This window comes from Cohaesibacter celericrescens (assembly GCF_002866925.1).
GTDB classification, from domain to species: domain Bacteria; phylum Pseudomonadota; class Alphaproteobacteria; order Rhizobiales; family Cohaesibacteraceae; genus Cohaesibacter; species Cohaesibacter celericrescens.
On sequence record NZ_PKUQ01000047.1, the window covers coordinates 159712 to 178734 of the forward strand.

The window sequence follows — 19023 nt, forward strand, 5'->3', positions numbered from 1 at the left end:
TGTATCAAGAGTAACGATATGGGCGACCTGCTTTTTGCATGTCGGCATTGTATTTCTTGATGATTTCGACAACTTTTGCTTTTGTCTCGGACTCTGCTGCCACTTCATCCCAGAAGACAACTGCTGCGTCTTCTACCTGTTTCCATTCCTCATCAGGAATAGATGTCAGTTTCATTTTGGTGCCGTCAACGCGCAGGCTGGCTTCTCCACCCCAATACCACCACTGGCGATAATAATGGGACTGATCACAACAAACGCGGAACAGCGCTTGCAGATCTTCAGGCAACTCGTTCCAGCGGCCCATATTAGCAAAGAAAGAGCCTGCCCATGCGCCGGAGATGTTGTTGGTGAGGAAGTAGTTGGTCACATCTGCCCAACCGACGGTGTAATCTTCGGTGATGCCGGACCATGCGACGCCGTCCAGCTCGCCGGTTTGCATGGCAACTTCAATGTCTTCCCATGGCAGGGTGACAGGCACAACGCCGAACTGGCTGAGGAAGCGACCAGCGGTTGGGAAGGTGAAGACTTTTTTGCCCTTCAGGTCGGCCAAAGAGTTGATCGGGTCTTTGGTGGCAAAGTGGCATGGATCCCAAGATCCGGCTGAGATGTGTTTGACGCCGACTTTGGAATATTCTTCATCCCAGATTTCATTCAGACCATATTGGTTGAACAGCACTGGTACATCGAGGGAATAACGGGAGGCAAACGGGAAGTAGCCACCGAAGACGGTGACATCGGTCGGAGATGCCATTGAATCGTCATCGGACTGAACCGCATCAATCGTGCCTTTTTGCAAGGCGCGGAACAACTCACCTGTTGGGACCAGCTGATCGGCATAAAACAGCTCGATCTGCATGCGATCACCTGCAATCTGGTTAAACAGTTTGATTGCAGGATCAATGACATGGGCGGCCAGAGCCGGGCCAGCATAAGTTTGCATGCGCCACTTGATGGTGCTTTGTGCAAGGGCTGGGGTCGCCAGAGGTGCAGCAGCAGCGCCAATCGCTGCTGTCTTTAAAAAATTACGTCTCGAAGTTGTCATTTGTGTTCTCCATTTGAGTGATTGCCGGTTTCTTTTGAAACTCTTGCATTTATTAATTGTAGATCGCTTCTGGAAGCCAAAGTGCGATCTGAGGAAAAAGCATAATGATGATCAATGTCAGAACCATCACACCAACGAAGGGCACGATGGATCGGTAGATATCACGCAAGCCGATTTCCGGAGGAGCCATGGCGCGCATGAGGAACAGATTGTAGCCAAAAGGCGGTGTCATATAGGCGATCTGGGTGGTGATGGTGTACAGCACGCCATACCAGATTAGATCGAAACCAAGAGCGCCGACAAGGGGAACATAGAGCGGAGCGACAATAACAAGCATCGCCGTATCATCCAGAAAGGTTCCCATGATGATGAAGCTGAGCTGCATCAGAATCAGGATCATCCATGGGGACAGTCCCATTTGCTCGGTGAAGAGATTTTCCATCGCCTTGACGGCACCCAGTCCATCAAACACAGCACCAAAGCCCAACGCCGCGACAATGATCCACATGAACATGCAAGAGATGCCCAGAGTCTGGCGGGTGCAGGTTTGAAAGATTTTCCAAGTCATTCGCCGTTTGAGAATCGACGCAGCAAGAGCTGTAAGGGCGCCAATGGCTGAACTTTCGACCAGAGATGTCCAGCCGTTGACAAACGGCACCATCATGGTTGCGAAAATGGCCAATGGCAGGATGCCTGCGCCCAATAGGCGGATTTTCTCTGAGCGTGGCACGTTTCCAGCTTCGTGGAGTGCAGGCCCCAATTTGGGGTTGATGCGACAGCGGATCCAGATGTAGAGAATGAACATGGCGGCCATCAGCAGGCCGGGAACGATACCAGCCAGCCAAAGCTGTCCAACGGGCTGACGGGCAATCATGGCATAGAGCACCAGAACCACCGATGGCGGCACCAGAATGCCAAGCGAAGACCCCGCCTGAATGACGCCGGTCACCATTATTTTGTCATAGCCACGTTTGAGCAGCTCGGGCAGGGCAATGGTGGCGCCAATCGCCATTCCGGCAACGGACAAGCCGTTCATCGCCGATATCAACACCATAAGGCCAATGGTGCCCATGGCAAGGCCGCCGCTGACATCGCCAAACCAGACATGGAACATGCGATAAAGATCATCGGCCAAACGGCTTTCGGACAATACATATCCCATGAAAATAAACATTGGCAGAGTGAGCAGAGGGTACCATTTCATGAGTTTCATGGCCGCAGAAAACGGAATGTCCTGCCCGCCTGTTCCCCATAAGGCCATGGCCGCAATGGCCGCAATGGCGCCAATTGCACCAAAGACCCGCTGACCTGAAAACAGCATCAGCATCATTGAGGCGAACATAAAGATTGCAATGTGCTCTTGGCTCATTCTTTCACCTCTGGAATGGAGTGGCCGGCAAGTCGGGCGATGTCTTTGCCCAACTCTGCGAGGGCCTGCAACAGCATCATCAGGACGCCTGTTACCATGATGGCTTTGATGGGCCAGACATAGGGTCGCCATGCGGTTGAAGACCGTTCTAACCGTCCCACTTCTTCGCTGCCGATGATTAGGCCAACAAAATAGCTGATAGGGTCAGATCCCCAGTATCCCAATGAGTAGGCCGTTGAACTAAGGCCGCCATAAAGCAGAACACCCAGATAATAGACCAAGAAAAGAACGGTGAAACAATCGACGGCTGCTTTTCGTCTTTTCGACCAGTCGCCATAAAATAGGTCCATGCGTACATTGGACCCCATCAGGAGCGAATAGGGACCACCAAGCATATAATAGGCGACCATGGCGAACTGGGCCATTTCCAAGGTCCACAGGGATGGGCTGAAGAATGTTTTGGAGACGGAAGACCACAGCAGGATCGCCATAAGCACAAATAGGCCATACATTACGACGCGTCCTACGCGAAGATTGAAGCCGTCAACCAAATCGATGAAGCGCAAAAGGGCCTTCATGAAGCGTTCGCCTTTCTCTGCCTATCTTGATGCAGGGTCTCGTGTGCCTGCAAAATGGATTGAGCGAGATGGTCGGCCATTTCTTTGGCTTTGTCCTGTGTGTTTATGAGGTCATTGCGAATTTCGATCATGGTCGCGTCCAGATCGAGATCTTCAGCGTGCTTTCGAAGGCTGTAGGTGACGCCGTCTGTCGCGTCATAAGGTTCGTTCAGCGCTGATTTGAAACGACCGCGCTCCTGCTCGATGGTCTGGATTGCGTCGCTGAAGCCTGAGTTTTTGTCAAATAGAAATCCAAGTTCAACCAGCCGTTGGCCACCATTGTAAACAGGGGTAAAGCTGTGAATTGTCAGGACGGTGACAGGCGTTTTGGATCTTTTGATTTGGGCGCGGATCAGGTCTTGGGCTGCGGAATGAAAGGGTTCGTGAACAAGTGCAAAGCGCAATTGTCTCTCATCATCGGTGAGATCTTTGTTGCCTGGAATCGAGAAGACCTCGCTCTTCACTGGCATGCAATCGGGGGCCTGAAGAGGGCGGTTGCAATCATAAACGAGGCGCGATACGCCGCCCGCAACCAAAGGCGCGTCTAGAAGCTGCGACAGTCCGGTTGCGACGTCCAATGCGCCAATGTCCCACGCCGCATGCGAAGCGCGCGCTTCGGGATCAAGTCCCAAGTTGCCCAACTCTTGCGGGATGTCTTTGGCCGCATGTTCACATAACAGCACAAACGGTGCTTTTCCGCTTGTTCCGTGAAATTGAATTGGGGACCATGTCCGTATGGTCATATTTTATTCTCCCCGGTTGCCTTTGTAAAGAAAACTACAGGCAGGGATGAAAAGTCAATTTTTTTCTGTATTTTTTTCTACATTATTCTTTATGGTGTAATTATGAAGCAAGGAATTGACAATGAAAAAATGCTTGTTCGCGATTTGATTGAACAGCATAAATCGGCCTTTACACCTGCTGAACGCCGGTTGGTCCCTTATTTGAAAGACGATTCACTGGCGATCGAATTGAAGTCGATTACCGAGCTGGCGATTGCTGCCGACGTGTCGACCCCCACGGTCATTCGGTTTGCACGTAAGCTGGGGTTTCACGGCTTTCCCGATATGCAGGGGGCGGTCCGTGCCGAGTTGGCTGAACGCATCAAACAGCCGTTGGCAAAAATTGATGGACATGTGTCTTCTGCCCACAATGACCACGTGGCCAATCGTTTTTCGTTTCAGGTGGTCGAGAATATCAATCGCACGATGAGTCAGTTGGACTATCGGATGTTTGATGATGTGGCGAACATGTTGGGCGATCCGAAAAACAAGGTCTATCTCCGCGGCGGTAAAATCTCGCAGTCGAGTGCCTATCATTTCTTCAATCACTTACAGATCATACGCCCCAACGTCTCCATGTTGGGGGCGTCTCCCAGTGTTTGGCCCCAAACCCTGCTGGATTTGGATTCGTCTTCCGTTTTGATCCTGTTTGATATCCGCCGCTATGAAAAAGAGCTTGAGAAACTGGCGCTGCTGGCAGCTTCTCAAGGTGCCAAAATTGTATTGTTTACCGACCAGTGGGGATCGCCCATTGAACGTATTGCCGACAATTGTTTTCGGGCGATGGTGGAAGCGCCTTCAAGCTGGGATTCGACAATCGCCATCAATCTGCTTGTTGAATGCATGATCGCCCATATTCAAAATTCAAATCCTGAACGAAGTGCCGATCGTATCAAAGAGATGGAAAAGATGATCGGCGTTGCTGAGATCTTCCGGAAGAGTTGATACAAGCCCTTGATGCTAGTGGGGCTATTGCGTGATTTCCAGATAGAATCCCTCATCCGATTGACGGATGGTCAGATGATCATAATTGTTGATGGACGGGACGCGTTCCGTGGGTGTGAAACCGGCTGCCGCACTGATGGCAATAACCGTGCTTTGTGCGGCGAGACCTGCAGTGATGCCCGCTGGAGCATCTTCAAAGACGATGCATTTTTGGGGATCGATTTTGATTTGCGCCGCACCCAGAAGATAGGGTTCGGGGTCGGGTTTGCCCTTTTTAATTTCATTTGCGGTGACAAGCACATCCGGCATGGGAATTCCGGCAGCTTTTATGCGTGGCCGCGCGATGGGCTGAGTGCCGGAGGTTACAATTCCCCACGGGATTTGCAAGGCGTCCAAACGCGCAAGAAAGCCAAGTGCGCCTGCAATGGGAATGACCCCATCGGTATCGGTGGCTTCCAGATTTTCAAGCCAGAGAAACTCTTCTTGAAGCGCTTCCTCATCCATAAAACTTAGGAGTTCTTTCAGGGATTCCGAAGCTGGTCTGCCATGAATGACATGAAGAACGTGTTCAGGGTCCTGACCGTGACGCAGAGCCAGTTTGGACCAGGCGCGCGTGACCGCTGCGATTGAATCGACCAACGTACCGTCCAGATCAAACAGGCAGGCTTCAAAAGGAAAAGATTTTGACAAGGGGATGCTCCAGACGGAATGAAAGAAGAGGCGCGTAGAAATCGGGACAGGCTTTGTGCAATCTATAACAAGGTAGCCCAAAAGACATGGCCTAAACTTGCATAGCGGGTCTGTTGTTGCATGGGTATACACCCTAAGGGAAACGGATCTCAATCCTATGTCGGTGTGGTATCGTCAAAAGTCTTCTCGAATGCGCGTATTTGAGTGAAACGGGATTGCTTGCAGCTGCCGCTTGTTCTCGCAACGGGGGTACATTAGTCTTGAGAATAACCGAAAAAAGCGTGGTGAGTTTTCTGTTTGGCCACGAGGATATAGAATGACCGAGCATTGGCGGATCAGAAAATGACAGGCGTGGACAACGGTGAAGATGTAGGCGCCAAAGGCAACGCTCTGCGTGTGCTTCATACTGCTGACTGGCACATTGGTCAGACCCTTAATGGCTGGTCGCGGCATGAAGAGCATCGGATCTGGTTTGAGCGGCTGGGGGATGTGATTGAACAGCAAGCGGTGGATGTGCTGATTGTCGCAGGCGACATATATGACGGCATCAACCCATCTGGCGAGTCGCAAAAATTGCTCTATTCTGCCTTGCGATCGTTCAAAGATCGCCGTCCGGAATTGTGCACCGTGATTACCTCTGGCAACCATGACCCAACCGTGCGGCTCGAAGCGCCCGGACCCATTCTTGCCAGTCTCGATGTGCATGTCATCGCAACCATGCGCCACATCGCAGATGCCATCGACTATGCACAGCATATGATACCGCTGTGCGATGCGTCCGGTACTGTGCGGGCTTGGGTTTGTGCTATTCCCTTTTTGCGGGCTGCCGATCTGCCCGGTTTGAGCTTTGCTGCTGATGAGAAGCGCGGATCTCCCATTGTTGAGGCGGCACGCCGGTTTCATGCTGATATGGCCGAGGCAGCCCTCGCTCATGCCGGTGGCTTGCCAATCCTTGCTATGGGGCATTTGCATTGCCATGGAGCCACGGAAAGCGAAGGGGCCGAACGTCGCATTCTGATCGGTGGCGAACATGCCTTGTCTGAAGATGTTTTCCCCGAGGCATTTGATTATGTGGCGCTTGGCCATTTGCACCGCCCTCAAAATCTGGATGGTGGACGTATCCGGTATTCTGGCTCTTGCTTTCCATTGTCGGCGGCTGAAATCAGCTATGATCACGGTGTGACCTTGATCGACATTGATGCGGAAGGCTTGCGCAAACACCATCTGTCCATTGAGCGCCCCGTCGAAATGATCCGATTGCCTGCGCAAGGGGCCATGACATTTGAGGCTTTCGAGGTGGCGCTTGAACAGATTGCACTTCAAGAAGATCTGCCTAAATCCTTGCGGCCCTTTGTCTATGTTAATCTGCAAGCCACTGGCCCTGCTTCGGTTCTACTGGCCGATGTTGAAAAGCTACTGGCCAAATATCCGCTGCGCACCGCCGGTGTGCGTGTGCAACGGCTCACCGAGCAGAGCGAACAGACTGCCCCGATTTCTCTTGCGGAAACCACGCCGGAGGAACTGTTTCGCAAGGCATTTGAGAGCGTCAATGCGACCACACCTGATGAACAGCATATTTCGGCTTTTCGCGATGCCGCCACGGGGGCTTGATTCATGCAGATTTTGACAATTCGGGGCGGCAACCTTGCCAGTCTCTCAAAGCCATTCGAGATTGATCTGACACAGGAGCCGCTGCGCTCAACTGGCCTGTTTGCCATCACGGGTGAGACCGGCGCAGGCAAGTCCACCATTCTGGATGCCATGTGCCTTGCGCTTTATGGCAATTGTCCGCGGCTTTCTGGTGTTGGTGTCAATGACGATGTACCCGATGTCGCGGGTGAGACCATCAAATCCAGTGATCCGCGTGCCATTCTGCGCAGAGGGGCCAGTCAGGGGTTTGCTGAAGTGACATTTCTGGCGCCGGATGGGCTGGCCTATAGGGCGTCCTGGACAGCGCGACGGGCGCGAGGACGGGCCGAGGGCAAGTTGCAAAATGTCGACCGGTCGCTGACCCGTCTTGAGGATGATGTGGTTCTGGAAAGCCAGATCAAAGCGGTGACCCAAAAAGTGACCGAGATCACTGGTCTGACCTATGATGAATTCCGCCGCACGGTTTTGTTGGCGCAAGGGGATTTTGACGCATTTCTTCGCGCCAACACGTCCGAGCGTGCAGCTCTGTTGGAAAAAGTGACCGGAACCGAGATTTATCGTTCCATTTCCAAGCGGGTTTATGCGCGGTTTTTGGAGGCGCAATCGGCCTTGGGTGTTTTGGAAACCCGACGGGCGGCCACGCCGGTTTTGTCAGATGAGGACCGGTCGCGCTTGAAGGAAGAGAGTGATCAACTGACCGGCGAGATTTCGCTGCTCACCATTGAATTGGAGGCGATTGCGCAGAAAATCCGCAAGCATGAGGCCGTGATAGCTGGGCAGGCACAGGTGCATGCTGCCCAAGAGGCTGAGCAGGCTGCCCATGCTGCAAAAATCGGGGCTGCTGCAGAACGGGCTCAGCTGGAAAAAATAGAAAGGGCGCTTGGACTGAAAGCCGAACATGCGCGTTTGGTGGCGGCTGACAAGGCATTTGTGCAGCTGACCAAAGATGAAGGATTGGCGCGCCAAGAGCAACTAACCCGCCGCGAGGTTCTTGAAAACTGCCAAAAAGCCAGTAACCTTGCTGAAAAGAACCATGATGAAGCTGAACGTCTCTTTAAAGAACTTGGGCCCGTTTGGACCGAGGCGGCGCGGCTGGATAGCATCATTCACACCGCCAAAGAAGAAGTGGCAGAAGCCGAAGCGCTGCACCTCAAACAATCCGAACAAAAAGCCGAGCTGACATTGGCTCTGGCCGCCTTGAAACACAAACAGCAACAAAGTACCGCGCTGCATGATGCGGCCATCGAACAGTTGGACCGTGCGCCCGAGACTCATTTGCTTGCGGATCGCTGGGCAGATATTGACCTTTTGATTAAAGAGCGGAGCGTGGTTCGCAAAACCGAAAGCCTTGCCCGCAACGCAGCCAATGCTGAACGACAACGTGGGCAAGAGCTTCTAGCTAGTTTGAACGCTTTGTCACAAGCTGATGAAGTGGACCGGAAGGCTACTCAAACTCTGGAAGCGGCTATTACAACGGCGAAACAGCGCCTGCAAGACATTGACAACAATGATCCGCAGCAACGCATGAACCGGTTGCTTGAAGGGGCACAAGCGCTCAAGGATATGAGGCGCGCAGCTGATGATTTTGGCCGTGCCAAAACCACCCTGTCGCGTGCGGTCGAGGATCAGTCATTGGCCCGCCAAAAACAGGATAGAGAGACAGCAGCGCTGCGCGTTTGTGATAACCAAATACTGACCCTTTCCGGCAAGGTCGAGGCGCTGCAGACTCCTGCGGATCAGGCCGAGGCGGCGGTTTCCGAGCAAGCGGCCCGTTTGCGTCAGCATTTGCAGTCTGGTGAACCATGCCCGGTTTGTGGCTCGCTTGAGCATCCCGTGCATGATGATGCATCGCTGATGTCCGTCGCACAAACTCTAAGGCAGACTTTGCAAGATGCCCGCGCCGATCTGGCTGAAGAACAGAAAAAACATACTGCATTAGAGCGCGCAATCGACGCCGCCACGTTGAGGTTCACCGCAGCGCGAGAGACCGCCGAGCAGGCAACAACGCTCATTGATGCCAGCCAGACGGCTTTTGTGAGTGCGCGAGAAGCTGCGATAAAGGCAGGACTGACACAGGTTCCAGAGCAAGCTGAAGGAGCTTTGGTGATTCTTGATGTGTTGCAGGATAAGCTCAATACCCGACAGACCGAGATCGAGGTCTTAATCGTAGAGCAGAGCAAGGTGCGTCAGCAATTCGAATCGGGCAGCGATCAGCTCAAACGCCTCGCTAGCAAGCGCGAAGAACGCAGCGAACAACGAGAACTGACAGCGGCGCAAAGCGCGGATGCCCACTCCAAAGCCTCTTTGAAAGAACAGGAAACAGAGCAAGCGATTGCTCGCATTGAACAGATTGATCGATCCCTTGCCGCACCGCTCGCTGCGGCATCCCAATCCCTTGACGGGCTGGATGATGATCCTGTTGCTGCTCACAAAACCCTCGAGGCTGTGGTGCAATGGTGGAAGACCCAGATCACGGGACGGGATCAGGCCGCGGCGCACTTGCAAGATTTGGCACCCAAGGTCGCCGCAGCCGAGGCAAATTTAAAGGGGGCGGTCACCAAGCTCGTAGAGGCGGAACAGTCGCAAAAGGTACGGCAAGAGCGTTTTGAAGGCTTGCTTTTGGACCGGTCCAAACTTTTGGATGGCGAAGAGACCGATGTCCATCGCTCCCGACATAATGATGCGAGGCTGGCAGCAAGCCGCAAGCGACAACAGGCTGCAACGGCGCTTTCCAACGCCAAAAGTGATCAATCGAGCGTCGATGCGCGGCTTCAGGCTTGTCTCAATGCATTGGCCCCCGCGCAGCAGGAAGCCCAAGACGCGCGGGCTGATCTTGATCAAAAACTTGCGGCGGCAGGGTTGGATCAATCAGGGCTGGATGCTTTGTTGGTGCAAGGGGCATCAGAAGCGACGCGGTTGCGCAGCTTGCTCAAAGTGCTTGACGATAACCTGACGGGTGCGAGTTCAAACCTCAGAGAACGTCAAGGGGATTTGCAAAAACTGATCAATGACGGCCTACCTGACGAGCCAGAGGTCGATCTTCGCGCAGCCAAAATGCAACAAGAAACACTGAGGGATGAAAAACGAAAGCGGACCGGCTTTATTGATGGTCAATTCAAGTCAGATGATGCGCTGCGTGCCACACAGAAAGATCTGGATGCCCAGATTAAGGCGGCGAAAGCCGTGTGTGATACATGGGCGGCGGTGAACGCGGCTGTCGGGTCCAAGCAGGGGGATCGTTTTGCAAAGATTGCCCAAAGTGTGACGCTGTCGATGCTTGTGGAGCGCGCGAACCAACATTTGGCTGATCTGAAACCGCGTTATCAATTATCGGGTGGTGAAGAGCTGGCTCTTCATATTGTCGACAAAGATATGGGCAATGAAGTGCGGTCTACTCGATCCTTGTCTGGTGGCGAGCGGTTTCTCGTTTCGCTGTCACTGGCGCTGGCATTGTCTGGCATGGGCGGTCGAGGCGGTTTGGCCGAGACGCTGTTTATCGACGAGGGGTTTGGCTCATTGGATGCAGAGAGCCTTGATGTGGCTATGGATGCACTGGAAACGTTGCAAGCGCAGGGACGCACGATCGGTGTCATTTCTCATGTCGAGGCCATGAAGGACCGCATACCGGTGCAATTGCGGGTTCTTCGCCATGGATCGGGCGCAAGCTCGGTGGAATTGGTGGTTTCAGCCTGAGCAACTGTGACCGCCGAATATTCAAGCAGATGGTGATGTGTGGCTTAAAGATCGGTGGCGGTTAAATCTGCGTGTTGGCCACGAAAACGGATTTCCATCTCGCAATTTTTATGAAATAGATCGCGCGGAGACAATCAGCAGCAACCCTTGAAACGCGGCCATCGCTTACCAAATTCTCGGTCTTGCTGGCGCTTTGGTCTTATCAGAAAATCCGTGTTTTCTTTCTGGTTGATCTTTGCGGGAAATTGCGCGTCAATTGTATCAACTATCAAACCGATCAGCTTCCGATAGACCATTGCTGGAATTCCGGTCAAACATGGCCTTCGATCAACCAAAATGTGATGAATTAAATGAGCCAGAAGATCAAAAACCAGAAGCTTTTTGTCAGAAAAGCCACGATGGACGACCTCGACGGAATTTGCGCCTTGAGCACAAAGGTTTATGGCGCTTCGGAAGCCTATAGCAAGAAAATGATCCGGTCCCAGATCGCGCGTTTTCCTGACGGACAATTCATTGCCCTGTTTGGTGACCAGATCGTGGGGCACGCGGCGACTTTTATTATCGATAGCAAGATCGCAACCAAACCGCATACTTGGAAAGAAATTACCGCCGGTGGGTATGCCTCGCGGCATAACCCGAACGGGGATATTCTTTACGGAATGGAAGTGAGCGTTGACCCCGAAACCCGTGGTCTGCGGATTGGTCAACGCCTTTACAATATGCGCAAAAAGCTTTGTGTTGCCATGAAGTTGCGCGGCATTGTTTTTGGTGGACGACTTCCTGGTTATGCAAAGCAAGCCCGCAAGAACGGTCTTGCCGCAGAAGAATATATCGAGGCAGTCAGTGCCAAAAAGCTAAAAGACAATGTATTGGGCTTTCAGCTTCGTAACGGCTTTGAAATTATCGGCTTATTGAAAAATTACCTGCCCAGTGACACCGAGTCGATGGGGTATGCCACCCACATGCAGTGGCATAATGCTCTGTTTGCAGAAGATACAACCAAACAACGGCGCGGGCGGTCTATTGGGTCTGTGCGTGTGGCGTGCGTTCAGTTTCAGGTGCGCAAGGTCAATTCCTTCGAAGATTTCATGAAGCAAGTGGAATATTTCGTCGATATTGCCTCCGACTATAAAGCCGACTTTGTTGTTTTTCCCGAGCTCTTTACGCTGTCACTGTTGTCTGCCGAAAATAAAAAGCACACGCCGGATGAAGCCATTCTGGACATTACCAAATATACCAGCCGCTATGTCGAGGCCATGAACAAGATGGCGATCTCGTATAATATCAATATCATTGGCGGATCGCATCCTTCGCTCGTTGGCGACAGAGTCAGAAATATTTCCTATGTTTTCTTGCGAGGTGGGGAAGTCCATCAGCAAGAAAAAATTCATCCAACGCCGAATGAAAAATATTGGTGGAATATGGAAGGCGGCGAAGATCTCAACGTCATCCAGACCGATTGCGGCCCGATTGGGGTTTTGGTTTGTTATGATGCCGAATTCCCTGAATTGGCACGCCATTTGGCAGATCAGGGCGCCTTGATGCTGTTCGTCCCTTTTTGTACGGATGAACGGCAGGGCTACCTGCGTGTGAGATATTGCTCACAGGCACGGGCCATTGAAAACCAGATGTATGTGGCAACCGCCGGGGTTGTGGGCAATATACCTGATGTAGAGAATATGGATATTCACTATGCCACAAGCCATATAATGACCCCATGCGACTTTCCTTTCGCACGGGACGGCATCGCGGCAGAAGCCTCTGCAAACACAGAGACGATCATCTTTGCAGATCTGAACCTCAATGACCTGCATGTCGCAAGAAAGCAAGGCTCTGTGCAAAACTTCGGAGATCGGCGGTTTGATCTTTATGAGGTGAAATGGTTGAAATAATCATTCACCGCCGGTCCGCTTGATCTTCGATGCAGACCTCGGTCTGTGCATATCTTGATGAAGGGGGGCTGCTATGTAGGCCCCCTTTCAGTTTGTCTTGGTAGACAGTGCCGACATATCCAATCCTTAGTGGTTCGGCTCTGCCGCGTCCCATTCGATCAGTAAAGTCGCTAAGGACTGGCGGGCATGCAGCGGGGTCAGGGAGTGATCGGCTGCGTGAAGGGTATGGATGACGACATTTTGCATGGCACGCAATTGCATCGCGTCGGGGCCAAAATGGCGATCAATCTCTTCAATCGACAAATCTCCGTCTGTGCAAATCATCATCACTTTGGTGCCGCGCGCCGTAAGTTTTTGCATCCAGCGTTTGACCTGATTGCCTTGGGAAAGGGCCGATGGTGTCAAATGCGCAAGGCCTGATTTACCCAATTCAATTGACCGCCGCACCAAGACGCGGGCTCGTTTTGACAATTTGCCGCGAAGAGGGGAAAGGGCGCCGTCTGGCTTGTTGTCCTTGGGGGTGGCCATGCTTTGTCCCATCATGACCTTGCTGCTCTCATAGGTTTTCCAGATCGCCAGATCCAGCGCATAGGAGGCATTCCACGAAAAGCACAGCGGATTGACCATGACAAGTTTGGAGACCCGCTTATCCAAGCGTGCCGCATGAAATGCTTGATGTCCACCCGAGCAAATGCCCGTCAGAGCAATGTTTTGATATCCTCTGCCGCAGAGCCAATCGATGGCGCGGATAACATCCTTGCGAGCTTTTTCATCATACAGAGGGATGCGGCTATCCAAGGATGCTTCACTCTGCCCGATATCTGGTAGATCGATGCGCAGTGAGGCGATGCCGTGTGCGGCAAGCGTGCGTGCCGTTTCAACATAGCCGCGTGCCCAGCCGATATGGGCGTTGCCACCGGTATTAAGAAGCATATAGGCCTCGCTTTGCGTGGGCTTTGCTTTGTCTTGTTGGCGTGGGCGGCAATGGATGCCGACCATATGCGGTGCCGGACCGATCAGAACAGGCTCTTCCTCATAATCAGGGCCGATCAGAGCGCGAGGTACGCTGGGCGGGTTGCTTGCTTGCGGTGTGCCACCCCTTGGGTTGTCTTCTGTGCCGCCCCTCTGTTTGATGATCCATTCCGTGCAGCGTTGGATCACATCAAGAGGGATCTGGTTGGCGGTGGGATCGCACATTAAAGTATCATAGCCATCAAAGCTGGTTCTTGTGACCGCGGAGCCTAATTGTTCCATATGGTCCACCAGACCTTCATTGGCTGCCATGCCGGGTCGTGCTGCCAGATAAATGGATGCGGGTGGTTTGTTGTCTTTGGTCACGCCGAACGGATCAAATGCTTTGAGCTGTTCAACGGTTTGTTGAGACAGGCGAAACCCCGCGACGGAAAGTCCGTCAAAAGCATCGTCCATTGGCGATTTTTCAAGCGCACTATCAATCATGCGAGACAAAGCGACCTGCTCCCGCATGAAGGATTTGCCCGAAGCTGGCGGGGCTAAAAGCGCCAGTGCCGCTACATCCTTGTGACGAGAAGCGGCTGAATATCCCAGCAACGCGCCAAGTCTGAAGCCGATGAGAATGACATCGGAGACGCCGGTCTCGGCCTTCAGGCAATCGATGGCATTGTCTATGGCTTGAAGCCAACTACCGAGCTGATTGGTGGTTTGATGATTGCCGATTGCGTCGCCGCATCCGGGATAATCAAACTGCAACACCGGCAGTCCGGCTCTGGAGATTGCACCGGCCAATAGGGAGAGAAAGCGCCGGCTGCACAAATCTTCAAATCCATGCCCGCCGGCGATAACGACACCGCGAGACCCTTCGGCGTCATTCAACCAACCAACGGTGTTGTTAAAGACAAGCGGTCTTGTGGCAATTGCCGTCATGCTAGGTCTCCTTGACGGTGTTCAAGCGGTGTCAGAAGTACGGTAAAACACGTCCTGATTGCTGTTTAATGCTGCAGCAAATCCCGATGGTGCGGTATTTGCGTTTTCACGTGGCTTGAGCCTGATGATTTTTGTGGTGTCGGGCATGAGATGGAAACCGCTGTCATCGGGGACAAAACATTGATCGGCGATACGCACATGGTAGGCGGCTCTTTGACTTGCGAGTGTCAGGAACCAGCCTTCGCCATCTTGATCAAGCTGCACGGTCAGGCCCACATCCTGCGGCTCTATCATTGCGCTTTGCGGGACATGGAACCCCTCGGCAAGCATGGTCTTTGTATCATTGGCTGTGAGAAGCCGGGCAACGGTCAATTCATGCGCCAACGGGCCAAAGCGATAGGCATAGGAGGCATCAAAAAATGCGCCAAATAGCGTGTAGGCTGAAATTGATATTGATCCGTGTGCCGGGACTGACACGGGGGCTTGCCCGGCTGCTACGGGCACGGTGCCATTGCGTAATGATTGGATGGATAAGGTGCCGTCAATCGGCACGGGCGCGTCATTGACTATATGGGCTATCAGGCCATTGACGCCTTCGTCGCAAAGAATGACGCGCAGGGGACGATTGGCTCGGCGGAGTGCATAATAGAGTGACTTTGGCCGACCGACAGCATCCACCACACCCCAACCGGCTCCAACTATCAGGTCTTTCCAGAACCAAATCAGTGCACCGGCCGTGACTGAGCCGGGGCGGCGCCATTCATCTATGGTGCGTTCAACGACTTCGGCTACCACTGCGCGGGAAAGATTGAGATAGCGCATCGGATCTTCAAGGCGTAGACGCAGCGGGTCGACACCAAAAAGATGGGCGAGATAGTACTCTCGTGTGTCTTCAAAATCCCATGACGCACCGACATCACGGGGGACAGCCATCTTCCAGCGAGGATCATGCACCGGTGGAACGGGCAGAAAGGCATCGAGGGTGGGTTGCTCGGGTATGTTGGCAAAAGCGAGGCATTCGCTGGCAAAGCGCACCTCTGCCCTACGGGCATCCTCCAGTGGGCGACAATAGGCTCCGACCCCGTAATAATGGGTTGGTCCGCTGTTTGCGACAAAGGGCAAGCTGCCGCCGGAGGGTGAGGATGACACCAGAACCAAATCCGGACGAACGGCTTGTGCCACCGGGCGTACGCTGGTCTCGAACCACGGAGTTGGATCAATGCGTGTCGGCAATCCCATCATGGCTGCTTGTTGGGCGATTTCGCTGCCACCACACAATATGGCCAAAGATGGCGAGGCCTGCAACCGCCCAAGGAGCTGTTTGACTTCCTCTTCCAGCAGGGCGCACCATTCCGCACTCTTGGCTGGATAATCAAAATTGGCCAGCATCAGATCCTGCCAGATCAGGATACCCATTTCATCACACAAAGCATAAAAGGCATCCGCCTCATACACAAAGGTGCCACCAATCCGCAGCATCGTGATGTGGGCCTCATGGACAAGGTCCAGCGCCTTTGCCAGTGTCTCCCTGTCATTGGGTAACGCAACCGGATCGGGCGGTGTCCAGACTGCGCCGCGGCAAAAGATCGGCACACCATTGATAACAAGTTGGAAGTCTTTACCATCGGAGCCGTGATCAATGGCGATGTGGCGAAAGCCGACCCGTCCCAATGATTTGTTCTGATCATCAATGCGCAAGGTGACAGTATGCAGAACAGCGTCGCCATAGCCATTCGGCCACCAGCGTTCCACGTCTGGAATGACAAGTCGGGCGACAAACTGGGTTGGGGTCGTTGCGGATAGGGGGGCTGTGATGCCGGAGCACTCGATGGTCGCGGTTGTGCCCGCAAAAGGTGAGGCGAGCGTCAGAGTTACGTCCAAAATGCCGGTTTTCCCCTCGAGATTGGCCCGCAATTTTGTATCAATAATCTGGAATTCTTCCCCTCTGGGGATCAGCTTAATCGGGCGCCACGGACCAATGATATCAAAGGCCGGACACCAACCCGGCATATGCCCGATCAAGGTCGTGCGCACCAGCCGCAAACGCTGGTCATCCATCATGCGCGGTTTCCAGCGCGCGCGTGGGCCGGTCAAACCGTCCAGATGTGCATCCAGACTGCGAAAGACGATCATAAGCACCTCGCCACCTAGGAGGTCGACATCGACCTCATGGCGAAGGAACATTGAAGAGGAGGTAAAGAGAAGGGCTCCTTGGAGATAGACTTCAGCGATGGTCGCTAGCCCTTCAAAGACAAGGGTGGCTTTGCCCTTGGCGGCTAGGGTGTGCCGGTACCAGATGTCTTTGTCATGCAGCGGCGTCGGGGCGTTGCGATGCCACTGGCCCTGCGCTTCAAGAGCCGTTGCTGCGGTGCCGGGGCAGGGGGCAGCTATCCAGTCGGCATTTTGCAAAGCGGGGCTGGTGGGTGCCAATGCCATGCTAGGCGCTAGCACCAGTTGCCACCCACTGGTGAGCGTTTGGCCGGTGTGCTTGGCGACGCAATCTGGCTCGTTTCGCGGGGTGCCTCTCATCATTTGTTCCTCAGGCCACGGCCCAGCTGTCAAGCGCCTGCATTACAATCCCATAGTCTTGGGTCATCAGATCAATCGACTCAGAAAGACCATCAAACCGCTTGCGGGCCATAGCCCGTGCCAGTTTGAATTGCATGGCCTTGGCCACGTCTGAAATCCGTAAACAAGCCTCTGTCGCTTCAGCCAACCCCTGCTCACCATGCTGGCTCAACCACTGCAGATGATCGGATAACAATTCATAATTCGCACCGATTTGGCGCAGTGTGCCAAAGGCATATGTGTGAAAATAGTCCGGACTGCGCGTGCCAAGATCTTCTGCATGACTGGCAAAGGCATTTTGGTAGGCTTTAAACGGGTTTTCTTTGGGGCGTCGCAACAGATGACGCTTTAGAATATCACAGGCCGCTGCGGGGAGGTTTTCGAGCACCTCGGGTGGTTCGAATTTTACGAACTCGGCATAGGGAAATAGCGGCAGGCCCTTGGCAGTTTCTTCCGGGTGGAAGATCGCATCATAGTCATCCCCGTCCAGAGCAAAAAGGCCTGCATTGTGGAAGTATTCCAAACGCTTGCCTGCTGGATCCAGTGCATTGATGCCGATGGTGGTTTTTGTATGGCTGATGCCATAGGTGATGCCTTGTGTGTCGGGCAGAGAGTAGGAATCAACCTCCACCAACGGCAAACGTCCACGCTCGATTTGTGCCGTGATATGGCCTTCTAACCGGTCAAATAACGAGAGCTCCTGCACGTCAAAACCGGCAAGTCTACGCATATCTTCGAGCGCGAATTTGAAGAAGGTAAATTGGTCGCCCTCAAAGTCTTGCGCGACGGTAAAGCCGAGCGTGGCGACCGGATCGTGTCCGGTCGCATGCATAATCTCTATGAAAAGATCCACATAGCAGTTTGTCTCGGCCCAACGCCGCTCTGCATTGTGCAAAGGGCTTTGGCGATAGGAGCCGGGACGGACATTGGCAATGACCCGCTTCATGCCTAGTCCTCCCAAAGGAGCTTGCGCGTTGCAGCAGGCCATTTTTCGACGTCCGGCCCGTGATGACGGAACAGCGCCAGCGCCACCCGCTCAAGGCCAAACCCAATGCATGCGGAATGACAGGTGCGCCCATCCTCGAATTGCAAACCCCATGTTTGGCCGAAGTGATCCTGATGGTAGTTAAAGCTCAGGCAAGCAGTGGGAGTTTCCTCACTGTTAACAGGAATTAGGAGCTCGAATTTCAGCGCTTGTTCGCGTTGACTGATGGCCATCATTTTGCCGCCACGCCCGAAGAAGGGATCACTGGCCAAATCCAGATGACAGGGCAAGCCCAAGCCTTCGATCATGGTTTTGCCGCGCTCAAGCCAGCTTTCCCGGAAATCACAAACTTGTTCGGGTGTGCCAATGCGAACAAATTCCCGCATGCGGAACATTTGCATGCGCGCGGGATCTTTGGATGGTTCGTGACGGAAACAATAGGACGATAATTCAAATAGGCGGCCATCATCGGGCACAGCGCCTTGCTGGGCGACGGTGGGGTAGAGCGGATAACAGGCCGCTGGTGTCAAAAAGACATCCGTGGGTGTTTGCAAGTCACTCCAGTCTTCGCCCGCTTCAAGCATGCCCAAAAGTTTGGCATGATCACGATCGGAGCCTTCAAAGGAGTGGACCCCTCCCGCTAGATGGGGAAAGCTTTTTAAATAGCCGCTTTTTTCTAAGGTTTTTCGGCCCATTCCAGGGGGGAAATGGATGCGTGTCGCCTTGTCTGGCGCACCCAGCCGCCTCACCAGCAATTCAAAGCGTTCAATCACGTCTTCGAAAATGCCCGAACGGCCATAAAGGCCGTCGACGCCAGAGTCGAACAGGAGGTTATTCTCCAGCATAGCCTCTAGCAACGAGTCGTCATGATGGTCTAATCCGCACATA

13 protein-coding genes are annotated in these 19023 nt (G+C 53.4%); 4 read left to right on the forward strand and 9 right to left on the reverse strand.

Going from position 1 to position 19023, the window contains the following annotated elements; genetic code table 11:
- Positions 1-4 precede the first annotated feature (4 nt).
- From C0081_RS18850 to C0081_RS18865, 4 genes are read right to left on the reverse strand one after another with little or no spacing between them, the layout of a single operon-like run.
- A complete protein-coding gene (locus tag C0081_RS18850) occupies positions 5-1042 on the reverse strand; it encodes a TRAP transporter substrate-binding protein (protein ID WP_101535401.1) in 1038 nt (345 codons plus the stop codon).
- Between the two features lie 52 nt (positions 1043-1094).
- On the reverse strand, positions 1095-2411 hold the full coding sequence (locus C0081_RS18855) for a TRAP transporter large permease (RefSeq protein WP_101535402.1): 1317 nt from the start codon (positions 2409-2411) through the stop codon (positions 1095-1097).
- The gene (locus tag C0081_RS18860) at positions 2408-2989 is read right to left on the reverse strand and encodes a TRAP transporter small permease subunit (RefSeq protein ID WP_101535403.1); all 582 of its coding nucleotides are present in this window, start codon (positions 2987-2989) and stop codon (positions 2408-2410) included. Before C0081_RS18860 ends, C0081_RS18855 begins: the two co-directional genes overlap by 4 nt.
- Positions 2986-3771 carry an N-formylglutamate amidohydrolase gene (locus tag C0081_RS18865; RefSeq protein ID WP_101535404.1) on the reverse strand — a complete coding sequence of 262 codons (786 nt, stop codon included), beginning with the start codon at positions 3769-3771 and terminating at the stop codon, positions 2986-2988. Before C0081_RS18865 ends, C0081_RS18860 begins: the two co-directional genes overlap by 4 nt.
- A gap of 102 nt (positions 3772-3873) precedes the next feature.
- On the opposite strand from C0081_RS18865, the gene C0081_RS18870 reads away from it, so the two are divergent.
- Positions 3874-4755, forward strand: coding sequence for a MurR/RpiR family transcriptional regulator (locus tag C0081_RS18870; RefSeq protein ID WP_101535405.1), 882 nt, complete (start codon positions 3874-3876; stop codon positions 4753-4755).
- Positions 4756-4779: 24 nt separating this feature from the next.
- On the opposite strand, the gene C0081_RS18875 is transcribed toward C0081_RS18870, so the two are convergent.
- Positions 4780-5445, reverse strand: coding sequence for an HAD-IA family hydrolase (locus C0081_RS18875; protein WP_180966963.1), 666 nt, complete (start codon positions 5443-5445; stop codon positions 4780-4782).
- Between the two features lie 342 nt (positions 5446-5787).
- On the opposite strand from C0081_RS18875, the gene C0081_RS18880 reads away from it, so the two are divergent.
- The 3 genes from C0081_RS18880 (at position 5788) to C0081_RS18890 (ending at position 12680) form a co-directional block, all read left to right on the forward strand.
- Positions 5788-7056, forward strand: coding sequence for an exonuclease SbcCD subunit D (locus C0081_RS18880; protein ID WP_210200564.1), 1269 nt, complete (start codon positions 5788-5790; stop codon positions 7054-7056).
- Between the two features lie 3 nt (positions 7057-7059).
- Complete coding sequence (locus tag C0081_RS18885; protein ID WP_101535407.1) at positions 7060-10788, forward strand: AAA family ATPase; 3729 nt, start codon at positions 7060-7062, stop codon at positions 10786-10788.
- A 350-nt stretch (positions 10789-11138) separates the two neighbouring features.
- The gene (locus tag C0081_RS18890) at positions 11139-12680 is read left to right on the forward strand and encodes a bifunctional GNAT family N-acetyltransferase/carbon-nitrogen hydrolase family protein (protein WP_101535408.1); all 1542 of its coding nucleotides are present in this window, start codon (positions 11139-11141) and stop codon (positions 12678-12680) included.
- 126 nt (positions 12681-12806) lie between these two features.
- Here the strand turns inward: C0081_RS18890 and C0081_RS18895 are convergent, their stop codons facing one another.
- Genes C0081_RS18895 through C0081_RS18910 form a run of 4 tightly spaced genes read right to left on the reverse strand, consistent with a single transcriptional unit; the run spans position 12807 to position 19022 of the window.
- Entirely contained in the window at positions 12807-14582 is a 1776-nt protein-coding gene (locus C0081_RS18895) for a serine aminopeptidase domain-containing protein (RefSeq protein ID WP_101535409.1), read from the reverse strand.
- Between the two features lie 21 nt (positions 14583-14603).
- Positions 14604-17114, reverse strand: a complete 2511-nt coding sequence (locus tag C0081_RS18900; RefSeq protein ID WP_146006497.1) for a glycoside hydrolase family 2 protein — start codon at positions 17112-17114, stop codon at positions 14604-14606.
- A gap of 7 nt (positions 17115-17121) precedes the next feature.
- Positions 17122-18096 carry a DUF1839 family protein gene (locus tag C0081_RS18905; protein ID WP_101535411.1) on the reverse strand — a complete coding sequence of 325 codons (975 nt, stop codon included), beginning with the start codon at positions 18094-18096 and terminating at the stop codon, positions 17122-17124.
- 2 nt (positions 18097-18098) lie between these two features.
- Positions 18099-19022, reverse strand: a complete 924-nt coding sequence (locus C0081_RS18910; RefSeq protein ID WP_101535412.1) for an amino acid--[acyl-carrier-protein] ligase — start codon at positions 19020-19022, stop codon at positions 18099-18101.
- Position 19023: the final 1 nt, after the last annotated feature.

Excerpts from the sequence above, each read along its gene's own strand:
- C0081_RS18885 (WP_101535407.1), top strand. The coding sequence starts at position 7,060 with ATGCAGATTTTGACAATTCGGGGCGGCAACCTTGCCAGTCTCTCAAAG.
- C0081_RS18865 (WP_101535404.1), bottom strand. The coding sequence starts at position 3,771 with ATGACCATACGGACATGGTCCCCAATTCAATTTCACGGAACAAGCGGA.
- C0081_RS18905 (WP_101535411.1), bottom strand. The coding sequence starts at position 18,096 with ATGAAGCGGGTCATTGCCAATGTCCGTCCCGGCTCCTATCGCCAAAGC.
- C0081_RS18870 (WP_101535405.1), top strand. The coding sequence starts at position 3,874 with ATGAAGCAAGGAATTGACAATGAAAAAATGCTTGTTCGCGATTTGATT.
- C0081_RS18880 (WP_210200564.1), top strand. The coding sequence starts at position 5,788 with ATGACAGGCGTGGACAACGGTGAAGATGTAGGCGCCAAAGGCAACGCT.
- C0081_RS18860 (WP_101535403.1), bottom strand. The coding sequence starts at position 2,989 with ATGAAGGCCCTTTTGCGCTTCATCGATTTGGTTGACGGCTTCAATCTT.
- C0081_RS18900 (WP_146006497.1), bottom strand. The coding sequence starts at position 17,114 with ATGATGAGAGGCACCCCGCGAAACGAGCCAGATTGCGTCGCCAAGCAC.
- C0081_RS18910 (WP_101535412.1), bottom strand. The coding sequence starts at position 19,022 with ATGTGCGGATTAGACCATCATGACGACTCGTTGCTAGAGGCTATGCTG.
- C0081_RS18850 (WP_101535401.1), bottom strand. The coding sequence starts at position 1,042 with ATGACAACTTCGAGACGTAATTTTTTAAAGACAGCAGCGATTGGCGCT.
- C0081_RS18855 (WP_101535402.1), bottom strand. The coding sequence starts at position 2,411 with ATGAGCCAAGAGCACATTGCAATCTTTATGTTCGCCTCAATGATGCTG.
- C0081_RS18890 (WP_101535408.1), top strand. The coding sequence starts at position 11,139 with ATGAGCCAGAAGATCAAAAACCAGAAGCTTTTTGTCAGAAAAGCCACG.
- C0081_RS18895 (WP_101535409.1), bottom strand. The coding sequence starts at position 14,582 with ATGACGGCAATTGCCACAAGACCGCTTGTCTTTAACAACACCGTTGGT.